The 23988-nt window shown below is 73.1% G+C and carries 21 protein-coding genes; 12 read left to right on the top strand and 9 right to left on the bottom strand.

The window, feature by feature from the left end:
- The first annotated feature begins 21 nt into the window (after positions 1-21).
- The 5 genes from ACQUFX_RS06125 (at position 22) to ACQUFX_RS06105 (ending at position 4716) form a co-directional block, all read left to right on the top strand.
- Complete coding sequence (locus ACQUFX_RS06125; protein ID WP_428965048.1) at positions 22-423, top strand: pyridoxamine 5'-phosphate oxidase family protein; 402 nt, start codon at positions 22-24, stop codon at positions 421-423.
- Between the two features lie 125 nt (positions 424-548).
- Positions 549-2042: an FAD-dependent monooxygenase gene (locus tag ACQUFX_RS06120; protein WP_428965047.1), complete on the top strand. Its 1494-nt coding sequence runs from the start codon at positions 549-551 to the stop codon at positions 2040-2042.
- A 41-nt stretch (positions 2043-2083) separates the two neighbouring features.
- Entirely contained in the window at positions 2084-2797 is a 714-nt protein-coding gene (locus ACQUFX_RS06115; protein WP_067372370.1) for an antibiotic biosynthesis monooxygenase family protein, read from the top strand.
- Positions 2798-2854: 57 nt separating this feature from the next.
- Complete coding sequence (locus tag ACQUFX_RS06110) at positions 2855-3406, top strand: cupin domain-containing protein (protein ID WP_428965046.1); 552 nt, start codon at positions 2855-2857, stop codon at positions 3404-3406.
- Between the two features lie 206 nt (positions 3407-3612).
- On the top strand, positions 3613-4716 hold the full coding sequence (locus tag ACQUFX_RS06105; RefSeq protein ID WP_428965045.1) for a ScyD/ScyE family protein: 1104 nt from the start codon (positions 3613-3615) through the stop codon (positions 4714-4716).
- Between the two features lie 81 nt (positions 4717-4797).
- Here ACQUFX_RS06105 and ACQUFX_RS06100 read toward each other — a convergent pair whose 3' ends face one another.
- From ACQUFX_RS06100 to ACQUFX_RS06085, 4 genes are all read right to left on the bottom strand, one after another.
- Positions 4798-5568 carry an SDR family oxidoreductase gene (locus ACQUFX_RS06100; RefSeq protein WP_428965044.1) on the bottom strand — a complete coding sequence of 257 codons (771 nt, stop codon included), beginning with the start codon at positions 5566-5568 and terminating at the stop codon, positions 4798-4800.
- 67 nt (positions 5569-5635) lie between these two features.
- Complete coding sequence (locus ACQUFX_RS06095) at positions 5636-7126, bottom strand: FAD-dependent monooxygenase (RefSeq protein ID WP_428965043.1); 1491 nt, start codon at positions 7124-7126, stop codon at positions 5636-5638.
- Between the two features lie 216 nt (positions 7127-7342).
- Positions 7343-8575 carry an FAD-dependent monooxygenase gene (locus tag ACQUFX_RS06090; protein WP_428965042.1) on the bottom strand — a complete coding sequence of 411 codons (1233 nt, stop codon included), beginning with the start codon at positions 8573-8575 and terminating at the stop codon, positions 7343-7345.
- 46 nt (positions 8576-8621) lie between these two features.
- Complete coding sequence (locus tag ACQUFX_RS06085) at positions 8622-9629, bottom strand: methyltransferase (protein ID WP_428965041.1); 1008 nt, start codon at positions 9627-9629, stop codon at positions 8622-8624.
- A gap of 272 nt (positions 9630-9901) precedes the next feature.
- On the opposite strand from ACQUFX_RS06085, the gene ACQUFX_RS06080 reads away from it, so the two are divergent.
- Entirely contained in the window at positions 9902-10681 is a 780-nt protein-coding gene (locus ACQUFX_RS06080) for an alpha/beta fold hydrolase (RefSeq protein WP_428965040.1), read from the top strand.
- Between the two features lie 440 nt (positions 10682-11121).
- Here ACQUFX_RS06080 and ACQUFX_RS06075 read toward each other — a convergent pair whose 3' ends face one another.
- The 3 genes from ACQUFX_RS06075 to ACQUFX_RS06065 are packed head-to-tail and all read right to left on the bottom strand — an operon-like array spanning position 11122 to position 14442.
- Entirely contained in the window at positions 11122-11877 is a 756-nt protein-coding gene (locus ACQUFX_RS06075; RefSeq protein WP_428965039.1) for an SDR family oxidoreductase, read from the bottom strand.
- Positions 11878-11879: 2 nt separating this feature from the next.
- Positions 11880-13370 (bottom strand): FAD-dependent monooxygenase, encoded by a 1491-nt coding sequence (locus ACQUFX_RS06070; RefSeq protein WP_428965038.1) that lies wholly within the window; start codon positions 13368-13370, stop codon positions 11880-11882.
- Between the two features lie 46 nt (positions 13371-13416).
- The gene (locus ACQUFX_RS06065) at positions 13417-14442 is read right to left on the bottom strand and encodes a ParB/RepB/Spo0J family partition protein (RefSeq protein ID WP_428965037.1); all 1026 of its coding nucleotides are present in this window, start codon (positions 14440-14442) and stop codon (positions 13417-13419) included.
- A 354-nt stretch (positions 14443-14796) separates the two neighbouring features.
- Here ACQUFX_RS06065 and ACQUFX_RS06060 point away from each other — a divergent pair, with 354 nt between their 5' ends.
- Both ACQUFX_RS06060 and ACQUFX_RS06055 read left to right on the top strand, forming a co-directional pair.
- Positions 14797-16008 (top strand): nitric oxide synthase oxygenase, encoded by a 1212-nt coding sequence (locus tag ACQUFX_RS06060; RefSeq protein ID WP_428965036.1) that lies wholly within the window; start codon positions 14797-14799, stop codon positions 16006-16008.
- 5 nt (positions 16009-16013) lie between these two features.
- Positions 16014-16835: a carbon-nitrogen hydrolase family protein gene (locus ACQUFX_RS06055; RefSeq protein ID WP_428965035.1), complete on the top strand. Its 822-nt coding sequence runs from the start codon at positions 16014-16016 to the stop codon at positions 16833-16835.
- On the opposite strand, the gene ACQUFX_RS06050 is transcribed toward ACQUFX_RS06055, so the two are convergent.
- Complete coding sequence (locus tag ACQUFX_RS06050) at positions 16825-17226, bottom strand: GNAT family N-acetyltransferase (RefSeq protein WP_067374441.1); 402 nt, start codon at positions 17224-17226, stop codon at positions 16825-16827. The genes ACQUFX_RS06055 and ACQUFX_RS06050 overlap by 11 nt on opposite strands.
- On the bottom strand, positions 17223-18497 hold the full coding sequence (gene purB / locus ACQUFX_RS06045) for an adenylosuccinate lyase (protein ID WP_428965034.1): 1275 nt from the start codon (positions 18495-18497) through the stop codon (positions 17223-17225). Before purB ends, ACQUFX_RS06050 begins: the two co-directional genes overlap by 4 nt.
- 316 nt (positions 18498-18813) lie before the next feature.
- Between purB and ACQUFX_RS06040 the strand changes: the two genes are divergently transcribed.
- The 4 genes from ACQUFX_RS06040 (at position 18814) to ACQUFX_RS06025 (ending at position 23969) form a co-directional block, all read left to right on the top strand.
- The gene (locus ACQUFX_RS06040) at positions 18814-20124 is read left to right on the top strand and encodes an amidase (protein ID WP_428966873.1); all 1311 of its coding nucleotides are present in this window, start codon (positions 18814-18816) and stop codon (positions 20122-20124) included.
- 7 nt (positions 20125-20131) lie between these two features.
- Positions 20132-21655: a glutamine synthetase family protein gene (locus ACQUFX_RS06035; RefSeq protein WP_428965033.1), complete on the top strand. Its 1524-nt coding sequence runs from the start codon at positions 20132-20134 to the stop codon at positions 21653-21655.
- A gap of 116 nt (positions 21656-21771) precedes the next feature.
- Positions 21772-22104: a 4Fe-4S dicluster-binding protein gene (locus tag ACQUFX_RS06030; protein ID WP_067371973.1), complete on the top strand. Its 333-nt coding sequence runs from the start codon at positions 21772-21774 to the stop codon at positions 22102-22104.
- Complete coding sequence (locus ACQUFX_RS06025) at positions 22101-23969, top strand: hypothetical protein (protein WP_428965032.1); 1869 nt, start codon at positions 22101-22103, stop codon at positions 23967-23969. Before ACQUFX_RS06030 ends, ACQUFX_RS06025 begins: the two co-directional genes overlap by 4 nt.
- Positions 23970-23988 lie beyond the last annotated feature (19 nt).

The following is a 23988-nucleotide window of genomic DNA, read 5'->3' as shown; positions in this document are numbered from 1 at the left end:
ACGGACGACGGGAGAACCTGCATGCGAGCCACACCGACCACGGTGGACACGGCGGTCGAGGCGTTCCTGGCCGAGGACCACGTGGCCGCGTTCACCACCCTGCGGCCCGACGGACGGCCGCACGTGGCACCGGTGCGGTTCACCTGGGATCCCACGTCCGGCCTGGCCCGGGTCCTCACCCGGGCGGGCACCCGCAAGGTCCGCAACCTGCTCGCGAGGCCGGGCAGCCACGCGGTGCTCTGCCAGACCGCCGGCTTCCGCTGGGTGACCCTGGAGGGGGCCGCCACGGTCCGGACCGACCCGGCGCGGGTCGCCGAGGGGGCCCGCCGGTACGGCCTGCGGTACCGGGCGCCGGCACCGGAATTCCCCGATCGCGTGGTCGTCGAGATCGCGGTCACGCGGATCCGCGGGCTCAACGTCTGAATCGCCGCCGACCCGGCTTCTTGTCGAAGATTTGACGTAGTTGTCGAAGCCCTGTAGCGGCAACCCTTTACGGGAACGAGACGCCGTCGCAATACTTCTGGACACATGCCACCGGGAAGGTCGTGATGAACACAATCGATGCGGAAGTCATCATCGTAGGAGCCGGACCGACCGGCCTGATGCTCGCCGGCGAATTGCGGCTCAACAACGTTTCGACCATTGTGCTGGATCGACTCGCCGAGCCCATGCAGCAGTCGCGCGCCCTGGGTTTCTCGGCCCGCACGATCGAGGAGTTCGACCAGCGCGGCCTGCTGGCGCGCTTCGGTGAGGTCGGTACGATCCCGTTCGGACACTTCGGCGGCGTGCCCCTCGACTACCGGGTGATCAAGGGCGGCTCGTACGGCGCCCGCGGTATCCCGCAGTCGCGCACCGAGGGCATGCTGGCCCAACGGGCGGTCGAGCTCGGCGCCGAGCTGCGCCGGGGCCAGGAGGTCGTCTCGATCGACGACGACGGCGCGGGTGTCGCGGTCGTCGTCCGCACCGCCGACGGCGAGCAGACCCTGCGGGCGAAGTACCTGGTCGGCGCCGACGGGGCGCGCAGCACGGTCCGCAAGGCCGCCGGGATCGACTTCCCGGGCACCGACCCCACCATGGAGATGTGGCTGGCCGACGTGGCCGGCTGCGACCTGCGCCTGCGCTTCTCCGGCGAGCTGGTGCCGGGCGGCATGGTGATGGTGCTGCCGCTGGGCCCGGTGGCCCAGCGGGTGGTCGTCTTCGAGCACGCGACCGGCCTGCGCAACTCCACCGAGCCGCCGACCTTCGCCGAGGTCGCCGACGCCTTCGAGCGGCTGACCGGCGAGGACATCCGGGGCGGCAAGCCGCTCTGGGTGAGCTGGTTCACCGACTCCAGCCGGCAGGCCGCCGAGTACCGGCGCGGCCGGATCCTGCTCGCCGGCGACGCCGCGCACATCCACATGCCGATCGGCGGCCAGGGCATGAGCGCGGGCATCCAGGACGCGGTCAACCTGGGCTGGAAGCTGGCCGCCGAGATCCACGGCCACGCGCCGGAGGGCCTGCTCGACACGTACCACACCGAGCGGCACCCGGTCGACGGGCGGGTGGTGATGAACACCCTCGCGCAGCGCTGGCTCTACCTGGGCGGCGAGGCGATGCAGCCGCTGCGCGAGCTCCTCGGCGAGCTGGTGCGGTACCCGGACGTCCAGGAGCACCTGGTCGGGATGGTCACCGGCCTGGACATCCGGTACGACGTCGGCGCGGGCGAGCACCCGCTGCTCGGCCGGCGGATCCCGAACCAGGAGCTGGTCGGCGAGTTCGACGGCTCCGGCAAGAGCACGACGTTCGAGCAGCTCCACCGGGGCCGGGGCGTGCTGTTCGCGTTCGGCGACGACACCACCGGCCCGCAGGCCGCCACCGGCTGGACCGACCGGGTCGACGTGGTCCGCGCCACGCCGCACACCACCGACCCGGACGACCCGTTCCACGGCCTGGACGCCGTCCTGGTCCGCCCGGACGGCTACGTCGCCTGGGTCGCGCCGGCCGGCGCCGGAGCGACCGGGCTCGACGAGGCCCTGTCGCGCTGGTTCGGCCCGTCCCGCTGACCCGCTCCGCCAGCTTTCCGCTCACGAGAACGAGGAGAAGCATGCCCAAGGTATCGCCGGAGGACCGGTACCTCACCGTCCTCAACGTGTTCACCACGGATGCGCCGGAAAAGCAGGACCGCCTGCTCGACGAAATGCGCGCGATCGTGGACACCGCCGCATTCCCGGGCTGGATCTCCAGCACCGTCCACAGCGGCCAGGAAAAGCTCGGGACGGCCAACTTCATCCAGTGGCGCAGCGTCGAAGACCTGATGCAGCGCTACGAGGACGACAAGTTCAAGCACGCCACGATCCCGACGTTCTCCGAGATCACGACGTCGATGATGCTGCTGCAGAACGAGGTCGTCTACTCGCAGACCCACGCCTCGCTCGGCGGCACCGTGGAGCTGCACCCGGAGCGCGGCGACTACACCGTCATCGAGTTCTTCGGTGTCGAGGCCGACAAGCAGGACGAGCTGATCGACGCCCTGGGCGCGTCGATGAAGTGGCTGGGCAACGTCCCCGGCTACCGGTCGCACACCGTCATGCGGGGCATCGGCTCCCGCGGCTACGAGGGTTCCTTCGTGGTCCGGTACGCGCAGTGGGACTCGCGGGAGCAGTGGGAGGAGTTCCGGGACTTCCCGGCCGAGCAGTGGCCCGCGCCGCGGCGCAAGGTGCAGGCGCGCATCGACGCCGTGACCACGCGCTACATCGTCAACACGTACCACGTGGTGCACACCCGGTCCGCGGAGCGCACCCCCGACCCGGTGCGCTGACCTCCCCCTGTTCCGACCGCACCCCTCTGCTCCGATCACGTCGTCCGGAAGGAAAGCATGACCACCATCGTCCTGCCCGAGGATCGCCCTGCGGGCCGCCGTGGCTTCGAGATCGTCCTGCCCACCTCCGCCACCAACGGGGTCAGCTCCCTCGTGGAGGCGCGGGTCGTGGCGGCGACCGCCGGTCCGCCGCTGCACACCCACCCCAACTCGGAGGAGACCTACTTCGTCATCGAGGGCGCCCTCCTGATGTACGTCGACGGCAAGGTCGTCGAGATCGGTCCCGGCGGGCTCGCGCACATCAGCCGCGGCACGGAGCACACCTGGGCCACGCTGCCCACCGTGGACGCGCACTTCCTCACCCTGCACACCCCGGGCGGCTACGAGCTGTACCACCCGACCGCGCTGCAGGCCGAGCACGACCGGGGTCGCGCGCTGACCCAGGCGGACCTCTTCGAGATCGCGAAGGGCTTCGACTGGAAGCTGGCCGGCGACGAGCCGTTCCGGCTGACCCCCCTCGGTGAGCTGGTGGAGGCCGGTCGCGCCGACGACGAGGCGGCCCGCGCCGCCGCCGAGGCGACCGGCGTCACCGCCGGCGCCGCCTCCTGAACCGGGTCGACCCCGGGAAGGCGTGGGCTTCCCGGGGTCGACCCGGCTCCACCGTGTTCCACCCCCGAACCCCCGGTCGTCCCGGCCGGCGCCGGTGCCGGTGCCTGTGCGCCGGGCCGGGCCCCGACGACCGGGTCGGCCTGCCGGGCACGACGTGTCCGGCGGGTCAGTCTCGTTCAGCACTCCTCGAAGGAGCGATCAATAGTATGAAGAGAAGGCTATTCCGGACCGCAGCGGTCCTGATCGGCGCGGCCCTGTTGGCATCGACCGTGCCAGCGTCGGCGGTCTCCGCGTCGAAGAGGACCACGCCGCAGGCGACGGTGCTCGCGTCCGGCCTCAACGGGCCGCGGCACCTGGTCGCCGGCTTCGGCTTCGTCGTGGTCGCCGAGGCGGGCAACGGCGGCACCCTCACGTGCCCCAACGCCACCCAGTGCCTCGGTCGCACCGGCTCGATCACCCTGGTCGGCCCCGGGCTCAAGTACCCGCTCATCTCGGGGCTGCCCTCGCTGGCCAACCAGTCCGACGGCGGCTACGCGGTCGGCCCGGCCGACCTGGCCATCAACAACGGCGAACTGTCCGTGGTCATGTCGAACCTGGCCTCCGGGGTGGACCCGGTGACCGGGGCCAACCCGTTCGGTGTGCACGGCCCGGAGATGGGCCGGCTGGTGCACTACCCGCCGGCCCTGCCGCCGACCGCGCAGCTCGGCGCCGACTTCGGCGTGTACGAGGTGCAGAACAACCCCGACGGCGGCGCGGGCGCGCCGGCCGGCGCGGAGAAGGAGTCCAACCCGTACGGCATGACCGCGTACGGCGACGGGTACGCCGTCGTGGACGCCGGGGCCAACTCGCTGCTCTGGGTGCGCCCGAACAACGTCATCCAGACGATCGCGGCGCTGCCCACCAAGGTGGTCAACGGCCAGGTCGTGCAGAGCGCCCCCACCGCGGTCGAGGTCGGCCCGGACGGCGCCCTGTACGTCTCGGAGATCAGCGCCCGGCCGGGTAGCGCCCGGGTCTACCGGGTGGTGCCGGGCCAGGCCCCGACCGTGTACGCCGACGGCTTCTCGCTCCTGACCGACCTGGCGTTCGACAGCCAGGGCCGGCTGCTGGTCACCTCGATGCACACCAGCGGCGCGATGTTCCCGCCCAGCCAGGGCGCGGTCATCCGGGTCGAGGCCAACGGCTCCCGGACGACGTACAGCACCGGGATCGTCTCGCCGACCGGCATCACGGTCGCCGGGTCGGACATCTACGTCTCCAACAAGGGCCTGCAGGCCGGCCAGGGCGAGGTCATCAAGCTCCGCCTGCCGTGACGCCTGACGCCTGACGGCACGTACGAAGCGGCCCGGGTCGAGATCCTCGACCCGGGCCGTTTCAGGTGTGCCGCCGGACGGTCAGCGCAGCTTCTCCGCCAGGAACTGCTCCCAGGTGCGCTTGCCGATCAGCGCGCCCTCGAGGGTGAGGTTGTCCCCGTTGCGGTACGCCTTGCCGGGCTTGCCGGGCACCGGGACCGGCAGGAACGGACGGCTCTTGCCCTTGGCCGCGAGGTAGCTGCGGATCAGGTCGGCCATCGGGTAGACCGTCGGGCCGGCGATGTCCGGCACCAGGCCGGCCGGGGTGCCGAGGGTCAGCTCCACCAGCCGGTCCGCCACGTCGCGCGAGTCGACCGGCTGGAACCGGATCACCTTGGGCGCCGGCACGATCGGCATGCCGCCCATCTTCGACACCACGGTGTAGACGAGGTCGTGGAACTGCGCGGCCCGCAGCGTGGTGTACGGGATACCCGACTCGGCGACGGCCTGCTCGGCGCCGTACTTGGCCTGGAAGTAGCCGAGCGGCACCTTGTCGGCGCCGATCACCGAGATGTACACGACGTACTGCACGCCGGCCTTGGCCGCGGCCCGCATGAGGTTCCGGGCGACCTGGTCGTCGCCCTTGGGCCCACCGGCCATGTGCAGGACGGTGTGGACACCGTCGACGGCCCGCTCGATCCCCTCGCCCTTGAGCAGGTCACCGGACACGTACTCGACGCCGTCGGAGGGCTGGCGGTCCCGGCGGCTGATCACCCGCAGCTGGCGACCGGCCTCCCGCAACTGCGGCAGGACGTGGCCACCGAGGGTACCGGTACCGCCGGTGACCAGGATGGGCAGGTTTGATTGCGTCATGGGTCTCCCGTTCCAATGTGGTTTACTTCTGCTCCGCCGGCCCCGACCTGCGGCCGGCCGCCCCGGTTCACGCGGCCACCACCGCCCGGGACGCCCCGAACCACCGGCTCAGCGCGTCGGCCAGGTCGCCCCCACCGGGTGAGGCCCAGGCGACATGGCCGTCCGGCCGGATCAGGACCGCGTCCAGCGGACCGTCGGCGCCAGCCGTGGCGGCCGGCACCCAGGCCCCGCTGACCACGTCGACCCGGTCCGACCAGTCCGCGCCCAGCGTGGCCGCGGCTCCCTCCGGCTCGGTGTCGACCAGCACGCCGCGACCGGCGCGGAGCAGTTCGGCGATGCGGACCCGGCCGCCCCCGACGAGCTCCAGCTCGCGGTCGGGCGGCATACGCAGGCCCAGCAGGGGGTGCTCACCGGCACCCAGGTCGTAGCGGACGGTGATCCCGCTGACCATTCCGGCGAGGTGGCGGGCGGCACTGCCGCCGTCCACGAGTTCCCGCAGCACGGCGCGGACCGGCTCCATCTCGTCCCCGCTGAGGTAGAGCTGGGACGCGGCGTGGGTGTTGCGCACGAGCTGCGTGCCGAGCGGGTGCCGCTCGGCGTGGTAGGTGTCGAGGAGGTCGTCGCCGGCCCGGCCGGTGGCCACGGCGGCGAGCTTCCAGCCGAGGTTCACCGCGTCCTGGATGCCGGTGCTCAGGCCCCAGCCCGCCAGCGGCGGGGTGTCGTGGGCGGCGTCACCGGCCAGCAGCACCCGGCCGCGCCGGTACTCGGTGGCCAGGACGCTGGAGTTGTCGAAGGCGGCGGTCCACCGGGCGGTCGCGCCGTGCAGGGACTCACCGGTCATCCGCTGCCAGGCGTCGGCGACCTCGGCGTACGCGGGCGGGGCGGCGTCCGCGGGCGGGCGCAGCCCCTTGTCGTGGACGAGGATGCGGTAGTACCCGTCGCCGAGGCTGACCGACAGCACCATGTGGCCGCCGGGGATGCGCTCGCCGATGGGGCGCTGGCGCACCTCCACGCCGGTGATGTCGGCCATGTACATGCCCCGGGAGGGCACGGTGCGCGGCGCGTCGAAGCCGCCCACCGCCCGGACGGTGCTCCGCCCGCCGTCGCACCCGACGACGTAGCCGGTGGTGACCTCGTGCCGGCCCTGCGGCCCGTCCAGGGTGAGGACCACCTCGTCGGCGCTCTGGCGCAGGTCGACGAGGGTGTGTCCACGGTGGATCGGCACGCCCAGCTCGGTCAACCACTCGGTCAGCATGCTCTCGGTCCGCGACTGCGGCAGGCCGAGCACGCCGTGGTGGCTCTCCGGCAGCGCGCCGAGGTCGATCCGCACGCCACCGAAGTGGCCCTGCTGGCCCTGGCGCAGCTCGCCGAAGCGGGCGAGCAGCCCGCGCTGGTCGAACACCTCGGCCACGCGCCGGGTGAACCCGAGCGCGCGGGATTCCCCCGACGGGGCGGGAAGCCGGTCGTAGACGGCGACGTCGGCACCTCCGAGCCGTAGTTCACCCGCGAGCATCAGCCCGACCGGTCCGGCACCCACGACCACCACGCCAGCTTTCATGTCTACTCCCGAGGGATGCAGGTCCGCTGCAGGGCGCAGCGGCCGGAGACGTGGCTGTCGGCGACCACCGTGTCATCGAGCGAAAATTCACCGTACGGGAAGACTCTCACCGATGGCAATCCTTTACGCCCTCGGCGTATCGCCGACGGCCACGCCTCGCCTGAAGATGAAACAACGATATAACTCTTGTTGAAATGAACGCCGGAAAAGCGGCGACTAGGCGCCGCCCGCCCGGACCGGGACAGTGCCGGGCACCGGCGCGTCCCAGTCGATGTGGTGGTCGAACTGCCACGTCATCTTGCCAGGTCGCAGCATTTTCATCGCGATCCGCATGGTGATCGGCAGCAGGACGTCCCGCACGATCCGGGCCGACGCGTTGGCCTTGTTCCGGTTGGTCCGGGCCGCCGCCGCGATGATCCGTTCCACCCGCTCCCGGCGCAACCCCTCGTACGCGGCGAACGCCTCGGCGTACGGCAGGTCGCGCAGGCACCGGGCCAGTTGCACGGAGCTCTCGAAGGCCAGCGAGGCGCCCTGCCCGGCGCTGGGCGAGGTCGCGTGCACCGCGTCCCCGACCAGCACCACCCGGCCCCGACTCCAGGTCGGGACCGTGCTGAGCGTCTCCAACGGCCCGGTGATCAGCAGGTCGGCCGGATCGGTGCGGCGCAGCAGCTCGGGCGCCGCCGACCGGTCGTCGGCCACCGCCTCCCGCAGGGTCCGCAGCCACTGGTCGGTGCCGACCGCGCGGGCCTGGGCCACCGTCATCGGCTCCCGGTGCGGGAGGTTCATGAACCACCCGCCCGAGGAGTCGTCGTACACCAGGTAGCCGCAGGAGGCCCGCCGGCCGTAGCTGATGTTCAGCCGCCGGCCGGTGGGGGCCATCCCGGTGTCGGCCACCGCGGCGGCGAAGCCGAGCAGCCCGGCGTACTCCGGCCGGGGCGCGGCCGGGTCGATCAGCCGGCGCACGGTGGAGCGGATGCCGTCCGCGCCGACCAGCACGTCGGCGCTGGCGCTGGTGCCGTCGGCGAAGTGGGCGGTCACCCGCTCCCCGTCCTGCTCGATCCGCTCCAACCGCTTGCCGTACACGGTGCGCACGCCGTGCCCGGCCGCCGCGTCACGCAGCCCGCGACTGAGCTCGGCGCGCCAGACGAAGCGCAGCTCGGGCAGGCCGGGCGGGACCGAGATCTCGCCCAGCACCGCGCCCTTCCAGCTACGCAGCACCGTGCCCGCCAGCGGCCGGCCGACCTCCCGGACGACGCCACCGAGCCCGATCGCGTCCAACGCGTCCTGCCCGTTGGGCGCGATGCTCAGCCCGCCCCCGACCCCGTCGGCGGCGCTGTCGTACGCCTCGTAGACGGTGGCCTCGACGCCGGCCCGGCGCAGGGCCGTCGCGACCACCGGGCCGGCGACGCCGCCCCCGATGACCAGCGCGGTACGGGTGTGCACAGTCATGTCTGCCGCCTTCGCCGAAGAGGACCGCCGGGGACGTCTGGATCGATCACACCGGATCGGCCTCGATGATCGCCACACCCGCCGGGGTCTCGGTGATCTTCGACAGCGCGAAGCCGGCGTCGGAGAGCAGCTTGCGGTACTCCGCCTCGGTGCGCTCCCGGCCGCCGACCAGCAGCAGCAGCCACAGGTCGACCAGCTTGCTGCTGTGCGGGGTGTTCCCCTCGGGCACCACGCTCTCCATCAGCAGCAGCTTGCCCTGCGGGCCGATGACCGACCGCACGTTGCGCAGGATGGCCACCGCCTGCTCGTGCGGCCAGTCGTGCACGATGTGCTTGAGGATGTAGGCGTCCCCACCGGCCGGGGCGGACTCCAGGAACGAGCCCTCCTCGATGGTGCACCGGTCGGCGACGCCGGCCTGCGCCAGCACCTGCTGCGCGGCCTCGACCGAGGACGGGGCGAAGACCACGCCGCTGGCCTGCGGGGTCCGCTCCAGGATCGCGGCGAGCAGGGCGCCGCTGCCGCCGCCGACGTCGACGATGCGGCCGAACGGGCTGTAGTCGTACCCCTGGGAGACCGGCACGGTCTCCAGGTCCGACAGGTTGCCCATGCCGGCGAAGAAGACCTGGGCGTACTCGGGGTTGGCGCCGAAGTACTCCCAGGCGCTCATGCCGCGCACCTTCGGCAGGGACGGCTCGCCGGTGCGGACCGCCTCCAGGAAGTGCCCCCAGTCCTCCCAGTGGGTCGGGTGGCCCATGAGCCGGGCGATCCGCCGCATCGACAGCGGCGCGTCGGTACGCAGCGCGTCGGCCATCGGGGTCAGCTCGAAGGTCTTGTCCTCCCGCTCGGCGAAGACGCCGTAGGCGGCGAGCACGCGCAGCAGCCGGTACGTGGACTCCGGGTCGGCGTCGACCCGCTTGCCGATCTCCTCGGGCGCCAGCGGCCCGTCGGCGAGCTCGTCGGCGATGCCGAGGGTCGCCGCGGCGTACAGCGCCTGGCTGACCATGGCGCCCTGGACGAGATTGAGCAGTGCGAACGGGGCAGGTATCGAAGACATGCGGTCCTCCTGGCGATCTGGCCGGCGCTGTGGCGTTACCCGACGGGGCTGGACGCCCGGTCGACGAATATGCGCTCCGGTGGCTTCCGGGGCGATGTTAGGGGTGCTTTCCCGAGCCCACAACGGCACGGGTGTGCGACCCCGGAAGCACCGCGGTCGCACATTCCGCACTCGTTGACAGTTGCCCCGTTCGGTTGTAATTTCGCCGGGAAATCTGCCGGGCCGGAATGTAATTTCGCGGACCGGGCCGCCGCGCGGAACAGGAGAATGCGATGCACAAGGTCGTTTCCCGGGACGGCACGACGATCGCCTACGTGAAGGAGGGCGACGGACCACCACTCGTGCTGCTCGGCGGCGGTTTCCGCGACCACACCGTCTTCACGCCGATCGTGCCGTACCTGAACCCGCACGTGACCACGTACTGCTACGACCGGCGTGGCCGGGGCGAGAGCGGTGACGCCCCCCAGTGGGCCCTCGAACGGGAGATCGAGGACCTGGTGGCCGTCATCAACGAGGCCGGCGGCGAGGCGGCGGTCTTCGGTGGCTCCAGCGGCGCGATCCTGGCCCTGGAGGCCGCGATGGCCGGCGCCCCGATCACCCGCCTGGCGCTGCTGGAGCCGCCCTACCGGATGCCCGGGCACCAGAAGCCGCCGCCGGACTTCGCCGAGAACCTGGACGCGCTGCTGCGGCAGGACCGGCGCGGCGACGCGGCGGAGCTGTTCCTGGAGCAGGTCGCCGGCCTGTCGGCGGAGGCGATCGCGACCTGGCGTACCAGCCCCCTGTGGTCCTCGAACGAGGCGCTGGCGCACACCCTCGCCTACGACACCGCCATCTGCGGCGATGGTCAGCTCCCCGTGGACCGGCTGGCCAAGCTGGACATCCCGGTGCTGATCGTGGCCAGTGACAGCACCGCCGACTGGCTGCGGGCGGCGGCGCACGCCACCACCGAGGCGTTGCCGAAGGGCCGGCTGACGACCCTGCCCGGGGTGTGGCACCGGGTTCCGCCGGAGCACATCGGCCCGGCCATCGCCGACTTCGTCCTGGAGGACTGACCACCACGTCGACGGGCCCGACCGACCGCTGGTCGTCGGGCCCGTCGACGTACGCGCACCGCCCGGCGGCACGACGAGGCGACGGCACGGCAGGCCGACCGCGCAACGACGTGGGCGGCGCGAGGATATGGCCGGCGTGGCGGGCGGACGGACGGCGAGACGGGCGCAAGCGGCCTTTCGAGCTGCCCCGCCAACAGGACCACCGCCGGTCGTCAGGCGTCACGACGCAGCACGGCCCCTTCCTCGGGCACGTCGGCCGATCACGGCCACCGATCGCAGCCGCCAAACCGGTTGGCGACCGGCCACCGGACCGGTTGCCCCGTCCACGGGGGCAGCTCGACAGGGAGCACGACCGCCCACCCCAGGCCGAGGCGGCTCCACAGGAGGGTGGACACCAGCCCGCCGCCTTGCACCAGCCCGGTGTCGCCGGGGGTTGCCGCTTACCAGGGCACGAGCCCCTTGTCGTCCTGCGAGGTGCCGGTGGGGCCGTCCGGGCCGAGCAGTGCCAGCCGTACGGCGATCACCGCGCCCTCCTCGACCGTCCGATGGCCACGCCGATGGTTCATGTCGGTCGCCACGAAGCCCGGGTTCGCCGCGTTGACCTTCACGGCGGTATCCCGCAGTTCCTTGGCGTAGGCGAGGGTCACGAAGTTGAGGGCAGTCTTCGACGACTGGTACGCGATCGCGTTGTAGTCGCGGAACCAGGAGTCGGGCGCGGCGTTCCGGGTCAGCGAACCCGCCTCGCTGGACATGTTGACGATGCGCCCGGCCGGTGCCCGGCGCAGCAGCGGCAGCATCGCGTTGGTGACGGCCACCACGCCGAAGACGTTGGTGTCGTACACCTCGCGGAGGTCGTCGACGCTCGCGGCGCTGGGTGGGCCGGTGAAGCCGCCGGCGATCCCGGCGTTGTTGACCAGGATGTCGAGCCGGCCGTACCGTCGGTCGATCTCGGTCGCGGCGGCGGCCACCGACGCGGCGTGGGTGACGTCGAGCGGCAGGGCGGCGACGGAGAGGCCGGTCGCGGCGAGCTCTTCGGCGGCCTGCGACCCACGCCGCGGGTCGCGCACGCCCAGCAGAACCGTCGCGCCCCGGTGCGCCAACTGCCGGGCGATCTCCAGGCCGAGGCCCCGGTTGGCCCCGGTGACCAGGGCGACCCGGCCGTCGGCGCGGTCGTCCAGGTGCGGGTTCGTCGCCACGGTCAGCCCACCGCCGGCTTGCCGAACCAGCGCAGCAGCGCGTCGGCGAGGTGCTGCGGGGACGTCCCGGGCGGGCCGACCCAGGCGACGTAGCCGTCCGGGCGGACCAGCAGCGCCGCCGCACCGGCGAACGCCGCCGCACCGTCGGCGTCGGCGGGGCGGACGGACACGGTGTCGACCCGCTCCGCCCACGGCGCGGCGGCCTCCGCCCAGCCGGACCCGTCGTCGAGCACCAGGACGACGCCCCGGGCCCGGTGCAGCAGCCGCAGCGTCGAGGTGGGCCCGTCGGCGGCGGCGAGGTCCAGGCCGGGCAGCCGGCAGCCGAGCAGCGGGTGCTCGCCGGGGCCGACGTCGTAGCGGATGGTCAGGCCGGTCACCGTGTTGATCAGGTGGCGGCGCACGTCGGCGTACGCGGTCAGCTCGGTGACCAGGTCCCGGATCGGCGCCACCTCGGGGCCGCCGACGTACAGGATCCGCTGGGCGAGGGTGTTGCGGATCACCCGGGCACCGACCGGGTGCCGTTCGCTGTGGTACGTGTCGAGCAGCCCGTCCGGCGCGTGCCCGTGGATCTCCGCGGCCAGCTTCCAGCCGAGGTTGACCGCGTCCTGCAGGCCGGTGCTCATGCCCTGCCCGCCGATGGGCAGGTGGATGTGCGCGGCGTCGCCGGCCAGCAGCACCCGGCCGCGCCGGTACTCGGCCGCCTGGCGGCTGGCGTCGGTGAACCGGCCGATCCAGCTCGGGCTGCCGGCGCTGATGTCCTCGCCGGTCAGCCGCAGCCAGGCCGCCGCGACCTCGGGGTAGCTGGGCGGCTCGGTGCCCGGCCTGGGCACCACGCCCCGCTCGTAGTACGTCACCCGGAACCGGTCCGCGCCCTGTTGGAAGGCCAGGACCAGGCCACCGGGCACCCGCTCGCCGTTGGGCCGGGGTTTCACCCGGATGCCGTCGACCTCGGCGAAGGCCAGTTCCATCACCGCGTCCTGGCCCGGGAAGTCGATGCCGGCCAGCTTGCGCACGGTGCTCCGGCCGCCGTCGCAGCCCACCAGGTACGCGGCACGCAGCCGACGGGGACCGTCGGGCGAGTCCACCGCGACGCTCACCCCGTCGAGGTCGGCGTCGAACCCGGTGACCGTCCAGCCGCGCCGGATGTCGGCGCCCAGCTCCGTACCCCACTCGTCGAGGATCGACGAGGTCAGCGACTGCGGTACGCCCGCGGCGCCGTAGGAGCCGCCCGGCACCTCGCGGTAGTCGAGGGTCAGCCCGCCGAAGTGTCCGATCGGGATGGTGCCGAACCCGCCGAAGCGGGGCAGCAGTCCACGCTGGTCGAAGACCTCGATCGTGCGGGAGGTGAACCCGAGGGCGCGGGTCTGGTCGGTGGGATCCGTCGAGCGTTCCAGCACGACGACCCGCACCCCGCCGAGCCGCAGCTCGGCGGCGAGCATGAGTCCGACCGGCCCGGCTCCCGCGATGATCACATCCGTGTCGTTGGCGGGCATGTCCACCTTCCGTGGTCGTGCGGCCGGCCCGACGCCGGCCGGCGCGTCAGCTCTCGTCGGCCGGGTCGGCCGCGCTGAGCTCCATCTCGCGGGCGAGGCGTTCCCAGCCCGCCGCGCAGCGTCGGGCCACCCGGGCCACGATCAGCGCGGCGTGCGGGGGCACCCGGTCCACCACGCCCTCCAGCTCCCGGCTGCGCGGGGTGCGCAGGTCGAGCCAGCGCAGCAGCTCCCGGCCGACCTCGTTGTACCGCAGCGACGGATCCTGCCGCAGGCCCTCCAGCAGAGCGCTGCCGTCCGGCTCCGGGCAGGCCGCCCCCGCCTCCGGCCGGGCGGCCCGGCGGGTGGTGCTGCGGCGTCCACCGGCCGCCGCGGGCACCGGGTCGTCGCCGCGCCGCATCCGGGCCCGCACGTCGCGCACGGTGGCCACCGAGATGCCCGCCTCCCGGGCGATCTCGCGCAGCGAGGCCTCCGGGCGCTCCTCCATCAACTGGCTGGCGATCCACCGGCCGGCGGCGCTGCTCAGCGGCCGGGCCCGCCCGTCCATACCGATGCGGACCTCGGGTTGGCCGACGTCCCCGGCGGCGCGGCGGACCGCGGCGACGGTCTTGTCGGACAGGCCGACGGTGGCGGCCACCATCCGGTCGGACCACTCGGGGTAGAGACCGATGATCCGCCGGGCGGCGGCCCGCCGGTCGGCCAGGGTCAGCGGCAGGCCGTGCGCGATGTTCGCCTTGACCGCCTGGACGAAGACGCTGCGGGCCGAGCCGTCGAAGTACACCACCTCGACGCTGTCCCGCCCGGCGGCCAGCGCGGCGTGCAGGCGGTGCATCCCGTCGATGACGCGCATGGTGCCCCGCTCCACCAGGATCGGTGGCAGCGGCACGTCGGTGGCGGCGAGGACCCGCACGTGCTCGGGTCGGATCCCGTCGAGACGGGGAGAGTCACCGGGGACCAGCGCGGCGATCGGCACGGTGCTGGTGCGGTACCGGTCGAGGTCGGGGATCGGGTCCATGGGGTAGCCGTCGCCGTCCGGGGTCGTCCGGGCCGGCGCGGTGGTCGCGTACTCGGTCAATCTGCTCCGCCCTCCGGGTCATCGTCTCGGGCGATCCGGAAGCAGCCGGGAAAGGAATGACACCGTTCCGGCAGCGCTCTGCTGCGACTGTAGGGCGGGGGGTCGGGGTCGACAATGTACCCTCCACGATCCTGACCTGCAGCGCACGAGGGCTTGACCATCGTTTGACGTTTGCCGCTCACGACCAGCGGGTTCAATGTCTGCCGACCGAGCGTTCAATCAGTATTCCATTTCGTGGTGAACAGCGGTCGGTCAATTTCCCCTACCGTCCGGTGAGCGGACGTCGCCGGCTGCCCTCACGGCAATGATGCCGGTGGCCGGTGAAGTGCGACCGACCCCGGAAGGCGGGCACTGGTGGGGAAACCGCAGGTACGACAGCAGCTCCGGAGCGCATCGGGACCGGATGACACGCGAGGACCGGGCTGCCCGGTCACCGGACACCGCGAACCCCGACGCAGCGGCGGAGCCGACGAACGTCCACTGAACGCGTCCAGCCAGCCGGGCACCCTCCCCGAGGAGGCCGTCGCGTTCCTGCGCACCTGCGCGGTGGAGCTGGGCTGGGACACCGCCCGGTACCGGCAGCGCCGGACCGAGGTGCTGGCCGAGATCGCCCGCACCGGCACGTACGCGCACACGCTGCCGGAGCTGGAGATCGGCGCGAAGCTGGCCTGGCGCAACCACACCCGGTGCATCGGCCAGCTCTACTGGCGCACCCTGGTGGTCCGGGACCGCCGCGAGGTGCACACCGTCGACGGCGTCCTCGACGAGTTGGAACGGCACCAGGAGGCGGTGTACCAGGACGGCGCGATCCGCCCGACGATCACCATCTTCGCCCCGGAGGGGCCGACGACGCCGGGGCCCCAGATCGTCAACGCGCAGCTCGTCCGGTACGCCGGGTACCGCCAGCCGGACGGCGGTGTCCGGGGCGACCCGGCCAACACGGGCCTCACCGAGGAGCTGGTCGCCGCCGGCTGGCAGCCCCGGTCCGGCCAGTTCGACCGGCTGCCGGTGCTGGTGCGCGGCTCCGACGGCGAGGGCTGGCGGGAACTGGACCCGGCCTCCTGTCCGGACGTGCCGCTGAGCCACCCGGACCACGACTGGCTCGCCGACTTCGGCCTGCGCTGGTACGCGTACCCGACGGTGTCGGACATGCGGATGGAGATCGGCGGGGTGTCGTACCCGGCGGCGCCGTTCACCGGCTGGTACGTCGGCGCCGAGATCGGCGCGCGCAACTTCGGCGACGTCGAGCGGTACAACATGCTGCCCGCCGTGGCGAAGAGCCTGGGCCTGGACACCAGCGAGGACCGGACCCTGTGGAAGGACCGGGCGCTGATCGAGCTGAACGCCGCGGTGCTCAGCTCGTACGCCGCCGCCGGCGTACACCTGGTCGACCACCACACGATGACCGACCAGTTCCACCGGTACACCCAGGCCCGACGCCGCTCCGGGGAGGTGGTGCACGCGGAGTGGAGCTGGATCGTGCCGCCGATCACCGCCTCCGCGACGCCGGTCTACCGGGAGTCGTACGATCCGAGCGTGCTGCGTCCCAACTTCTTCCGCGGGTGAGGTTCGTGGCGACCATCCGCGTGACCGTCTGTGAACTGCCCGGCGCCGCCCCCGACGGGCCGGAGTGGGCCGACCTGGCCGACCGGCTCGCGGGGGCGGGCAGCGACCTGCTGCTGTTGCCGGAGATGCCGTTCTCGCCGTGGCTCGCCGACCGGCCCGGGTTCGACCCGGGCGCGTGGCGGGCCGCGGTGGCCGCGCACGAGGACGGGCTGCGCCTGCTGCCCGGCCTCGGCGTGCCGACGGTGGTCTCGACCCGGCCGGTCGAGCACGCCGGCCGGCGGCGCAACGAGGCGTTCCTGTGGAGCGCCACCGACGGGTACCGCCCGCTGCACGTCAAGAGCCGGCTCCCGGCCGAGGAGGGCTACTGGGAGTCGACCTGGTTCGAGCCCGGCCCGGAGCCGGCCCCGGCGGGGGTCCGGGCTGGCGACGCGGTGCTGGCCGCCGCGATCTGCTCCGAGCTGTGGCACTTCGAGCGGGCCCGCTCAGCCGGCGCGGCGGGGGTGAACCTGCTGGTCACCCCCCGGGCGACCTCGGCCGGGTGGACCGAGCGGTGGCTGGTGGCGGGGCGGGCGGCGGCGCTGTCCGGCGGGACGTTCTCGCTGTCGGCGAACCGGTCGGCGGGCGCGGCGCCGGCCGAGCGTGGGTTCGGCGGATGCGGGTGGATCATCGACCCGGAGGGCGCCGTGCTGGCCCGCACGGACCGGTCGGACCCGGTCGCGACCCGGGAGATCGACCTGGCCGCGGCGACGCGGGCCCGGTCGACCTACCCCCGTAACCTGGTCGGACCGGGCCGGCCGGACACCGCGTCGTTGCCGGTCAGGGGTTGAGCACCCAGGCCGAGGGGTGCTGGGTGAAGCCGATGTGCGGGTAGTACTCGGCGGCGGCGGGGGCGGAGAGCAGCACCAGCTTGGCCAGCGGCGCCTCCTGGCGGGTGGCGTCGATCAGCGCCCGGCCGACCCCCCGCCGCTGGTACTCGGCCCGGACCGCGAGATCCGACAGGTACGTGACGTAGGAGAAGTCGGAGATGCTGCGGGAGATCCCGACGAGCTGCCCGTCGACCCGGCACACCAGGACCAGGTTGGCGTTGCGCACCATGTCGGCGAAGCGCTCCGTCTGCTCCACCGGGCGCCGCTCACCGAGCCCGGAGGAGTCGTAGAGGTCACGCACCTCGGCCATGTCCAGGTCGGCGCCGTTGATCCGTTCGGTCTTCCAGGTCATCGCAGGGACTCCAATCGCTTGCGGATCACAGTGTGGTGGGTGAGGAACCGGCGCGGGTCCAGCGGGCCCACGTCGAGCCCGGCGGCGCCGAGGGCGGTACCGAAGTCCTCGCCGGAGGCGACGGTGTGGTTCGCGGCGGCCTGCACCAGACGGTACGCCTTCTCCCGCTCGACGCCCTGTTCGAGCAGGTCGGCCAGGACGACGGAGCTGTACACCAGCCCGTGGGTGGCGTCCACCGCGGCGCGCATCCGCTCCGGGAAGACCGTCATCCGCTCGATCAGGTCGGCGGCGGCGGTGACCTGGTAGTGGGCGACGGTGAGCGCGTCGGGCAGCACGACCCGCTCGACCGGGGAGTGCGCCAGGTCCCGTTCGTGCCAGAGCGCGACGTCCTCGAGCACGGCGCCGACGTGGCCGCGCAGGATGCGGGCGAGCCCGGTCAGCCGTTCGCAGGTGGTCGGGTTGCGCTTGTGCGGCATCGCGCTCGACCCCTGGTACGCCACGGTGCGGGGTTCCTCCACCTCGCGGACCTCGGTGCGTTGCAGCAGCCGCAGCTCGACCGCGATCTGCTCGACGCACGCGCCGAGGGTGGCCAGCGTCTGCACCAGTTGCGCGTGCCGGTCCCGGGCCACCACCTGGCTGGGCGCCGGCTCGACGCCGAGGCCGAGCGCGTCGCAGACGTACCGTTCGACCTGGGGGTCGATCAGCGCGTACGTGCCGACGGAGCCGGAGATGGTGCCGACCGCGACCGCCTCGCGGGCCGCGCGCAGCCGGCGCACGCTGCGGTCCACGGCGAAGGCGAAGGTGGCGAGCTTGTGCCCGAAGGTGGTGGGCTCGGCGTGGATGCCGTGGGTACGGCCGATGCAGACGGTGTCCCAGTGTTCGACGGCCCGCTCGGTCAGCGCCGCGCGCAGCCGGGTGGCCGCCGTGAGCACCAGGTCGGTCGCGCGGGCCAGGGTGTGCCCGAGCGCGGTGTCGACCAGGTCGTAGCTGGTCATCCCGAGGTGGACCCAGCGGGCCGACTCCTCGGGCAGGCCGGCGCAGTACGCGGCGAGGAAGGCGAGGATCTCGTGGTCCCGCTCACGCTCCTGACGGGCGACCGCCGCGGCCGAGGGGGCGGGGGCCTGGCGGATGTCGGCCAGGGCCTCGGCCGGGACCCGGCCGAGCCGGGCCTGCCCCTCGGTGGCGAGCACCTCGACCCTCGTCCAGGTGCGGTACTTGGCGTCGTCGGTCCAGAGGGCGTGCATCTCGGGCAGCGTATAACGGGGAATCATTCCGGCACCTCTCGATTGCCTGGGCACCTCTCCAATTTCTGCGGGCGGGAATTCACGCCGACGCAGAACGCGCCCATGCTATCAACGCGGTTCGGTCGAGAACCGCGCGGAGAGGAAAACTCTGTCGCCGTTACACATTCACCAGCCAGCCGTTCCACCGGAGTTTCATCGGTGTTGCCTGACCGCACGACAACGGCTTCGTAGCCTGTTGCCGCGCCGCAACGGCCGCCGGTGGAAGGAATGCCCGTTGACGTTCCTCAGCATCAAGCAGACCAGACAACTGCTCCGTGACGGCGGTTCCACGGTCCTCGACCAGGTGACCGCCGCCCTGAAGGCCATCGCCGAGCGCGATCCGGCCCTGCGTGCCTTCGTCGCGGTCGCCCAGGACGCGGCGCTGCGCGACGCGGAGGCCGCCGACCTGCTGATCCGCCGGGCCGGCCCGGCGGCCTGGCAGGACCGGCCGCTGCTCGGGGTCACGGTGGCGGTGAAGGACCTGATCCAGACCACCGACCTGGCCACCACCCGGGGCTCCCTGCTGGTCAACGACCGGCCCCGGCGCGACGCCCCCGCCGTGGCCCGGCTGCGCGCCGCCGGCGCCGTCGTGATCGGCAAGACCACCACCTCCGAGTACGGCTGGAGCGCGAGCACGGTGAGCCGGGTGGCGCCGCCGACCCGCAACCCGTGGGACCCCGAGCGCACCGCCGGCGGGTCCAGCGGCGGTTCGGCCGCCGCGGTCGCCGCCGGGTTGTGCACGGTGGCGCTCGGCACCGACGGGGCCGGGTCGATCCGGATCCCGGCGGCGTTCTGCGGGGTGGTGGGGTACAAGCCGTCCTTCGCCCGGATCCCGTACGTGCCGCCGTGCGCCGACCGGCTGTCGCACCTGGGGCCGTTCGGGCGGTCGGTGGCCGACGTGGCCGCCGCCGCGGCGGTGGCCACCGGGGCCGACCCCGGTGACCCGGACTCCGCCGCCGTCGCCGTGGACCGTCGGCGGGCCCCGCAACGGCTGCGGATCGGCTGGTTGGACTTCCCGGGCACCGAGCCCGCGGTCGAGGCGGCCGGCGCCACGCTGCGCGCCGCCCTGGTCGGGCTGGGGCACCAGGTGGAGGACCTGCCGCTGCCGTTCGCCGACCCGTACCCCGCCCTGGTCGACATCCTGGCCGCCGCCGACGCGGCCGGCACGTCCCCCGCCGACGAACTGGACTGCGACCCCGGCCGGCTCGCCGTGATCCGGTACGGCCGCACCCTCGACGGGGCCGCCGTGGCCCGCGCCGAGGAGACCCGGCTGCGGCTGCGGATCGGGTTGGGCGAGGTGATGCGCCGCTACGACCTGCTGGCGATGACCACCGTCCCGGTCGAGCCGTTCGGCGTCGACGCGATCGGGCCGGACTGGGCCGCCGACCCGGCGGACCTGCGCTGGCTGGCCTGGTCCCCGGCGACGTACCCGTTCAACATGACCGGCCAGCCGGCGATCTCGCTGCCGATCGGCCGGACCCCGGCCGGGCTGCCGGTCGGCGGGCAGTTGGTCGGGCCGGCCGGTGGCGACCAGTTGCTGCTCGCCACCGCCGCGCAGGTGGAGGCGCACCTGCCCGCGCTCGAACCGGTTCCGCAATCAGCGATGAGGGGTTGATGTCGACATGTTCACCCGGCAATGGGCACGGCCGTACCCGGACGACGGGGTGGGACGGCCGTCGTTCGTCCAGGAGTTCCGGCTCTGGGACGACCGGCAACTCGCCGCCGCCAGGCAGGTCGAGGCGGCCCTGAACGACGTCGACCAGGTGCGCCTGGCGTTCTGCGACCCGCACGGGATCGCCCGTTCCAAGACGCTGACGCCGGAGACGTTCCGGGCCGCGCTGCGCAGCGGCATGGACTTCAGCCCGGGTCCGTTCCTGTTCGACACCGGCCACGCCGTCGCCGTGGACTTCCTCGCCGACGATCCCGGGGTCGGCGTCCGCGAACTGGTCGGGGCCGGGGACTTCGTGGTGGTTCCGGACCCGGTCACCTTCCAGGTGCTGCCCGGCGAGGGACGCCGGACGGCGTGGGTGATCGGCGACGAGTACCTGCGCGACGGCACCCCGCACCCGCTGTCCGCCCGGCACCTGCTGCGCCGGGTCTGCCAGCGCTACGCCGACCGGCAGCTCGCCCCGGTGGTCGGCCTGGAGGTCGAGTGGTACCTGACCCGGCTGCTCGACGGGCCGGTCGGCAACGCCGGCAACGGGTTCGGCAGCCAGGGCGAGGCGCCCCGGGTGGCCGCGGTCGACGCCGGGTACCAGTTCAACCTGGACGCCTACGCCGACGCGCTGGCCCCGGTGCTCGACCCGCTGGCGGCGGTGCTGCTGGAGCTGGGCCTGCCGCTGCGGACCGTGGAGCACGAGTCGGGCCCGGGTCAGGTGGAGACCACCTTCGACCCGCTGTTCGCGCTGGACGCGGCGGACGCGATGCTGCTGTTCCGGACGGTGACGAAGCGGGAGTGCGCCCGGCGCGGGCACCACGCCTCGTTCATGGCGCTGCCGTTGCTCGACTCCTTCGACCCCAGCGGCTGGCACCTGCACCAGTCGGTGCTGAACACGACGACCGGGCGCAACGTCCTGGCCGTCGACGACAACACCGAGGGCCTGTCGGCCGAGGGCAAGGCGTACGTCGAGGGGCTGCTGGCCCGGGCCACCGACTTCTGCCTGCTGTCGGTGCCCACGGTCAACGGGTACCGCCGGCTGGCCGCCGACTTCACCCTCTCCCCCACCGTGATCGGCTGGCGGTACGAGTCCCGGCACGCCATGCTCCGGGTGCTCGGCACCGGTTCCGGTACGCACGTGGAGAACCGGGTGGGCGAGCCGTGCGCGAACCCGTACCTGACCATGGCGGCGCAACTGTCGGCCGGCCTCGACGGCATCGACGGTCGCATCGACGAGCCGGCCAGCGGTGCGCCGAGCACCCTGCCCGCCTCGCTGCGGGAGTCGCTGACCGCGTTCCGGGAGAGCCCGCACACCGTGGCCCTGCTCGGTGAACCGCTCGCCCGGTGCCTGGTCAAGCTCAAGGAGAGCGAGGCGTCGCGGTTCGAGGGGTGGCTCGCCGACCAGGTACGCGACGGGCTGGCCGCCGAGCGGCCCGATCCGGCCAAGGCCACCGAGTGGGAGCACCGCGAGTATTTCGCGGTGTACTGACAATCCCGCGCACGTTTAACGAACGTTCTATCCGTGTAGCACAGTTCGAGGTACCCGAATGGGTGGACCGGCCCCTATTCTGGGGGCCGGTCGTAAACCCATACTGGGGGTCTCGAATGAGTCGGAACACAGTTTCACCGGCGGCCGTCAAGGCACGCTCCGAACGGATCGAGAACCAGTCACGGCATGACGGCTGGAAGAAACCGCCGCGCCGGATCGAGCGTTCGGAATGCATCACCTGCGATTCCTGCCTGCGGAGCTGCCCGCCGGAGTTCGGGGCCATCTTCGACAACGGGCTCGACGTGGTGATCGTGCCGGAGCTGTGCTCCGGTTGCCCGGCGTGTGTGGTGGTGTGCCCGGTGGACTGCATCTACGTCGACGAGGACTGGTCCCCCACCGGCCCGGACCTGTGGTCGTACGTGGAGCTCACCGCGGGGCGGCCGGCATGAGCGCGGGCGCGGAGACGGGGCGGGAGGCGCGGGCGAAGGCCCGGCTCAGCCGCCGGCCCAGCCGGCTCGGCCAGCTCGGCGGCCGGACCGAGACGCCGGACCGGACGCACGACCCGGTCGCCGGTTTTCCCGGGCTGCTGGGTCAGGTCTGGCGGACGGCCAGCGCGCAGCCGCTGCCCGAGGCGGTGCAGACGCTGCTGACCCTGAACGGGCACGTGCCGGCGGACGTGCAACTGCGGGCGCTGCGGCTGTCCGACGACGCCGCGCTGTCGGCCCTGTTCGGACGCTCCTGGCGCACCGACGAGCCGGCCGCGGCCGACGACGGCGAGCAGGTGTTCCTCGGCGAGATCGGGCTCACCACCGCCGGGCGGGTGGTGCTGCGGGTGCCGTCCGCGCCGCTGCTGCGCGACGAGGTCGACCTCGTCGGCGGCGTGCTGCGGGTGCCGTGGTCCGCGCAGGCGCTGAGCCTGTACCAGGACCGGCTCAAGCCGATCCGGACCCGGTACGCCGACGCCATCGAGGAGAGCCGGACCTGGTTGGCCGCCGCCGGCACCGCCGGGCGGGACCAGTTCCTGGCCGACCTGACCGAAGCGACGCAGCGCACCGCGCCGTTCGTGCTGTACCAGGAGAACCGGCTCTACACGAACTTCCGGGAGCGCAACACGCTGACCGGCAAGACGCTCTGGCCCGGCCACCCGGACTGCGCGCTGAGCGCCCTGCGCGGCGTGCCGCTGGACCTCTGGTCGGACGGCGACGTGCTGATGGTCGTCTGCCTGACCATCCTGATGCGCTCGGCGGGCTACGCCCGCATCGAGGAGGCCAACAGCACCCAGCTCACCCTCGACCACGTCGCCGAGCTGCTGGAGCGGACCCGGCAGCGGTACCAGTCGGTGCCCGGTGGCACGCCGGTCGCGCCGGCGGCGTCGACGGGGGTGACCGACCTGCTGGCGCTGGCGGACGCGCTCAAGCAGCGGCGCGCGGAGGTCGGCGCGAGCGCCCAGCTCTACCGGGAGATCCACGGCCCGCTCATGCACAAGATCGAGCAGGTCGCGGTCGGCTGGCCCGCGGCGGCCGACGCGCCGGAGCGGGAGCTGTGCGCGTGGCTGCGGGAGCGCCTGCCGGTCACCGGTGACTCGCTGGCCGCGCTGGGCCGCTCGGTGACCGAGGACCCGGCCTGGCTGGCCGCGCCGCACGGCGACTTCGCCACCGGGCTGGAGTCGCTGGTGTACGAGTCGGTGCGCGCGGCGGTCCACACCTTCGACGTGGACTTCGCGATGAGCCGGGGCCTGCGGTCGCTGCCGGACCTGGTCACGGCGATGCGGTCGGCGGACTGGGACCGGATCACCGAGTGGGAGCTGCCCGAGTTCTTCTGCTGCGTGGTGCCGGCGCCCGAGGCCCGGCGGCACTTCGGCGGCTCGGTGTCCCGGCTCGCCGACGCCGCCTGGGCGATGTCCGCCCGGATGCAGTACAACTCCTGGCACTTCATCGCCGGCAACCTCCCCCGGGTGCCCGCGGTGCTGGACCGGGACCACTTCGTCCCGCCGGCCATCCCGGACATCGCCCACTTCTCCGACCAGCACCACCACGGGCACGTGGCGGCGCGGATCCGGTTCAGCATCCGCAGCCCGCAAGGGGTCACGGTGCTGGACCGTCGGTTCAACGGGTTCGTCGACGTCCGGTTGCTGCGCTGCGACGGCAGGCCCTTCACCGAGCTGGACCTCCAGGTCACGCACCGGCTCTCGGGCTTCGTCGCCACGGCGACCGGGGCCGCCGCCCAACTCGTGGCGGGCGGTGCGGACGTCACCGTGACCGCCTTCGACACGCCCTGGCACGCTCAGACGATCACCGCCGCCGTCACCCAGTGACGGCGGCGGTGCCGCCTCC

It is taken from the genome of Micromonospora fluostatini (genome assembly GCF_050410825.1).
GTDB classification, from domain to species: Bacteria; Actinomycetota; Actinomycetes; order Mycobacteriales; family Micromonosporaceae; genus Micromonospora; species Micromonospora rosaria.
Note: the sequence above shows the minus strand (reverse complement) of the source record. Positions and strands in the feature narration are given on the sequence as shown.

Excerpts from the sequence above, each read along its gene's own strand:
- ACQUFX_RS06035 (WP_428965033.1), top strand. The coding sequence starts at position 20,132 with ATGTTCACCCGGCAATGGGCACGGCCGTACCCGGACGACGGGGTGGGA.
- ACQUFX_RS06105 (WP_428965045.1), top strand. The coding sequence starts at position 3,613 with ATGAAGAGAAGGCTATTCCGGACCGCAGCGGTCCTGATCGGCGCGGCC.
- ACQUFX_RS06030 (WP_067371973.1), top strand. The coding sequence starts at position 21,772 with ATGAGTCGGAACACAGTTTCACCGGCGGCCGTCAAGGCACGCTCCGAA.
- ACQUFX_RS06125 (WP_428965048.1), top strand. The coding sequence starts at position 22 with ATGCGAGCCACACCGACCACGGTGGACACGGCGGTCGAGGCGTTCCTG.
- ACQUFX_RS06025 (WP_428965032.1), top strand. The coding sequence starts at position 22,101 with ATGAGCGCGGGCGCGGAGACGGGGCGGGAGGCGCGGGCGAAGGCCCGG.
- ACQUFX_RS06110 (WP_428965046.1), top strand. The coding sequence starts at position 2,855 with ATGACCACCATCGTCCTGCCCGAGGATCGCCCTGCGGGCCGCCGTGGC.
- ACQUFX_RS06120 (WP_428965047.1), top strand. The coding sequence starts at position 549 with ATGAACACAATCGATGCGGAAGTCATCATCGTAGGAGCCGGACCGACC.
- ACQUFX_RS06085 (WP_428965041.1), bottom strand. The coding sequence starts at position 9,629 with ATGTCTTCGATACCTGCCCCGTTCGCACTGCTCAATCTCGTCCAGGGC.
- purB (WP_428965034.1), bottom strand. The coding sequence starts at position 18,497 with ATGATTCCCCGTTATACGCTGCCCGAGATGCACGCCCTCTGGACCGAC.
- ACQUFX_RS06095 (WP_428965043.1), bottom strand. The coding sequence starts at position 7,126 with ATGAAAGCTGGCGTGGTGGTCGTGGGTGCCGGACCGGTCGGGCTGATG.
- ACQUFX_RS06070 (WP_428965038.1), bottom strand. The coding sequence starts at position 13,370 with ATGCCCGCCAACGACACGGATGTGATCATCGCGGGAGCCGGGCCGGTC.
- ACQUFX_RS06115 (WP_067372370.1), top strand. The coding sequence starts at position 2,084 with ATGCCCAAGGTATCGCCGGAGGACCGGTACCTCACCGTCCTCAACGTG.
- ACQUFX_RS06100 (WP_428965044.1), bottom strand. The coding sequence starts at position 5,568 with ATGACGCAATCAAACCTGCCCATCCTGGTCACCGGCGGTACCGGTACC.
- ACQUFX_RS06090 (WP_428965042.1), bottom strand. The coding sequence starts at position 8,575 with ATGACTGTGCACACCCGTACCGCGCTGGTCATCGGGGGCGGCGTCGCC.
- ACQUFX_RS06080 (WP_428965040.1), top strand. The coding sequence starts at position 9,902 with ATGCACAAGGTCGTTTCCCGGGACGGCACGACGATCGCCTACGTGAAG.
- ACQUFX_RS06050 (WP_067374441.1), bottom strand. The coding sequence starts at position 17,226 with ATGACCTGGAAGACCGAACGGATCAACGGCGCCGACCTGGACATGGCC.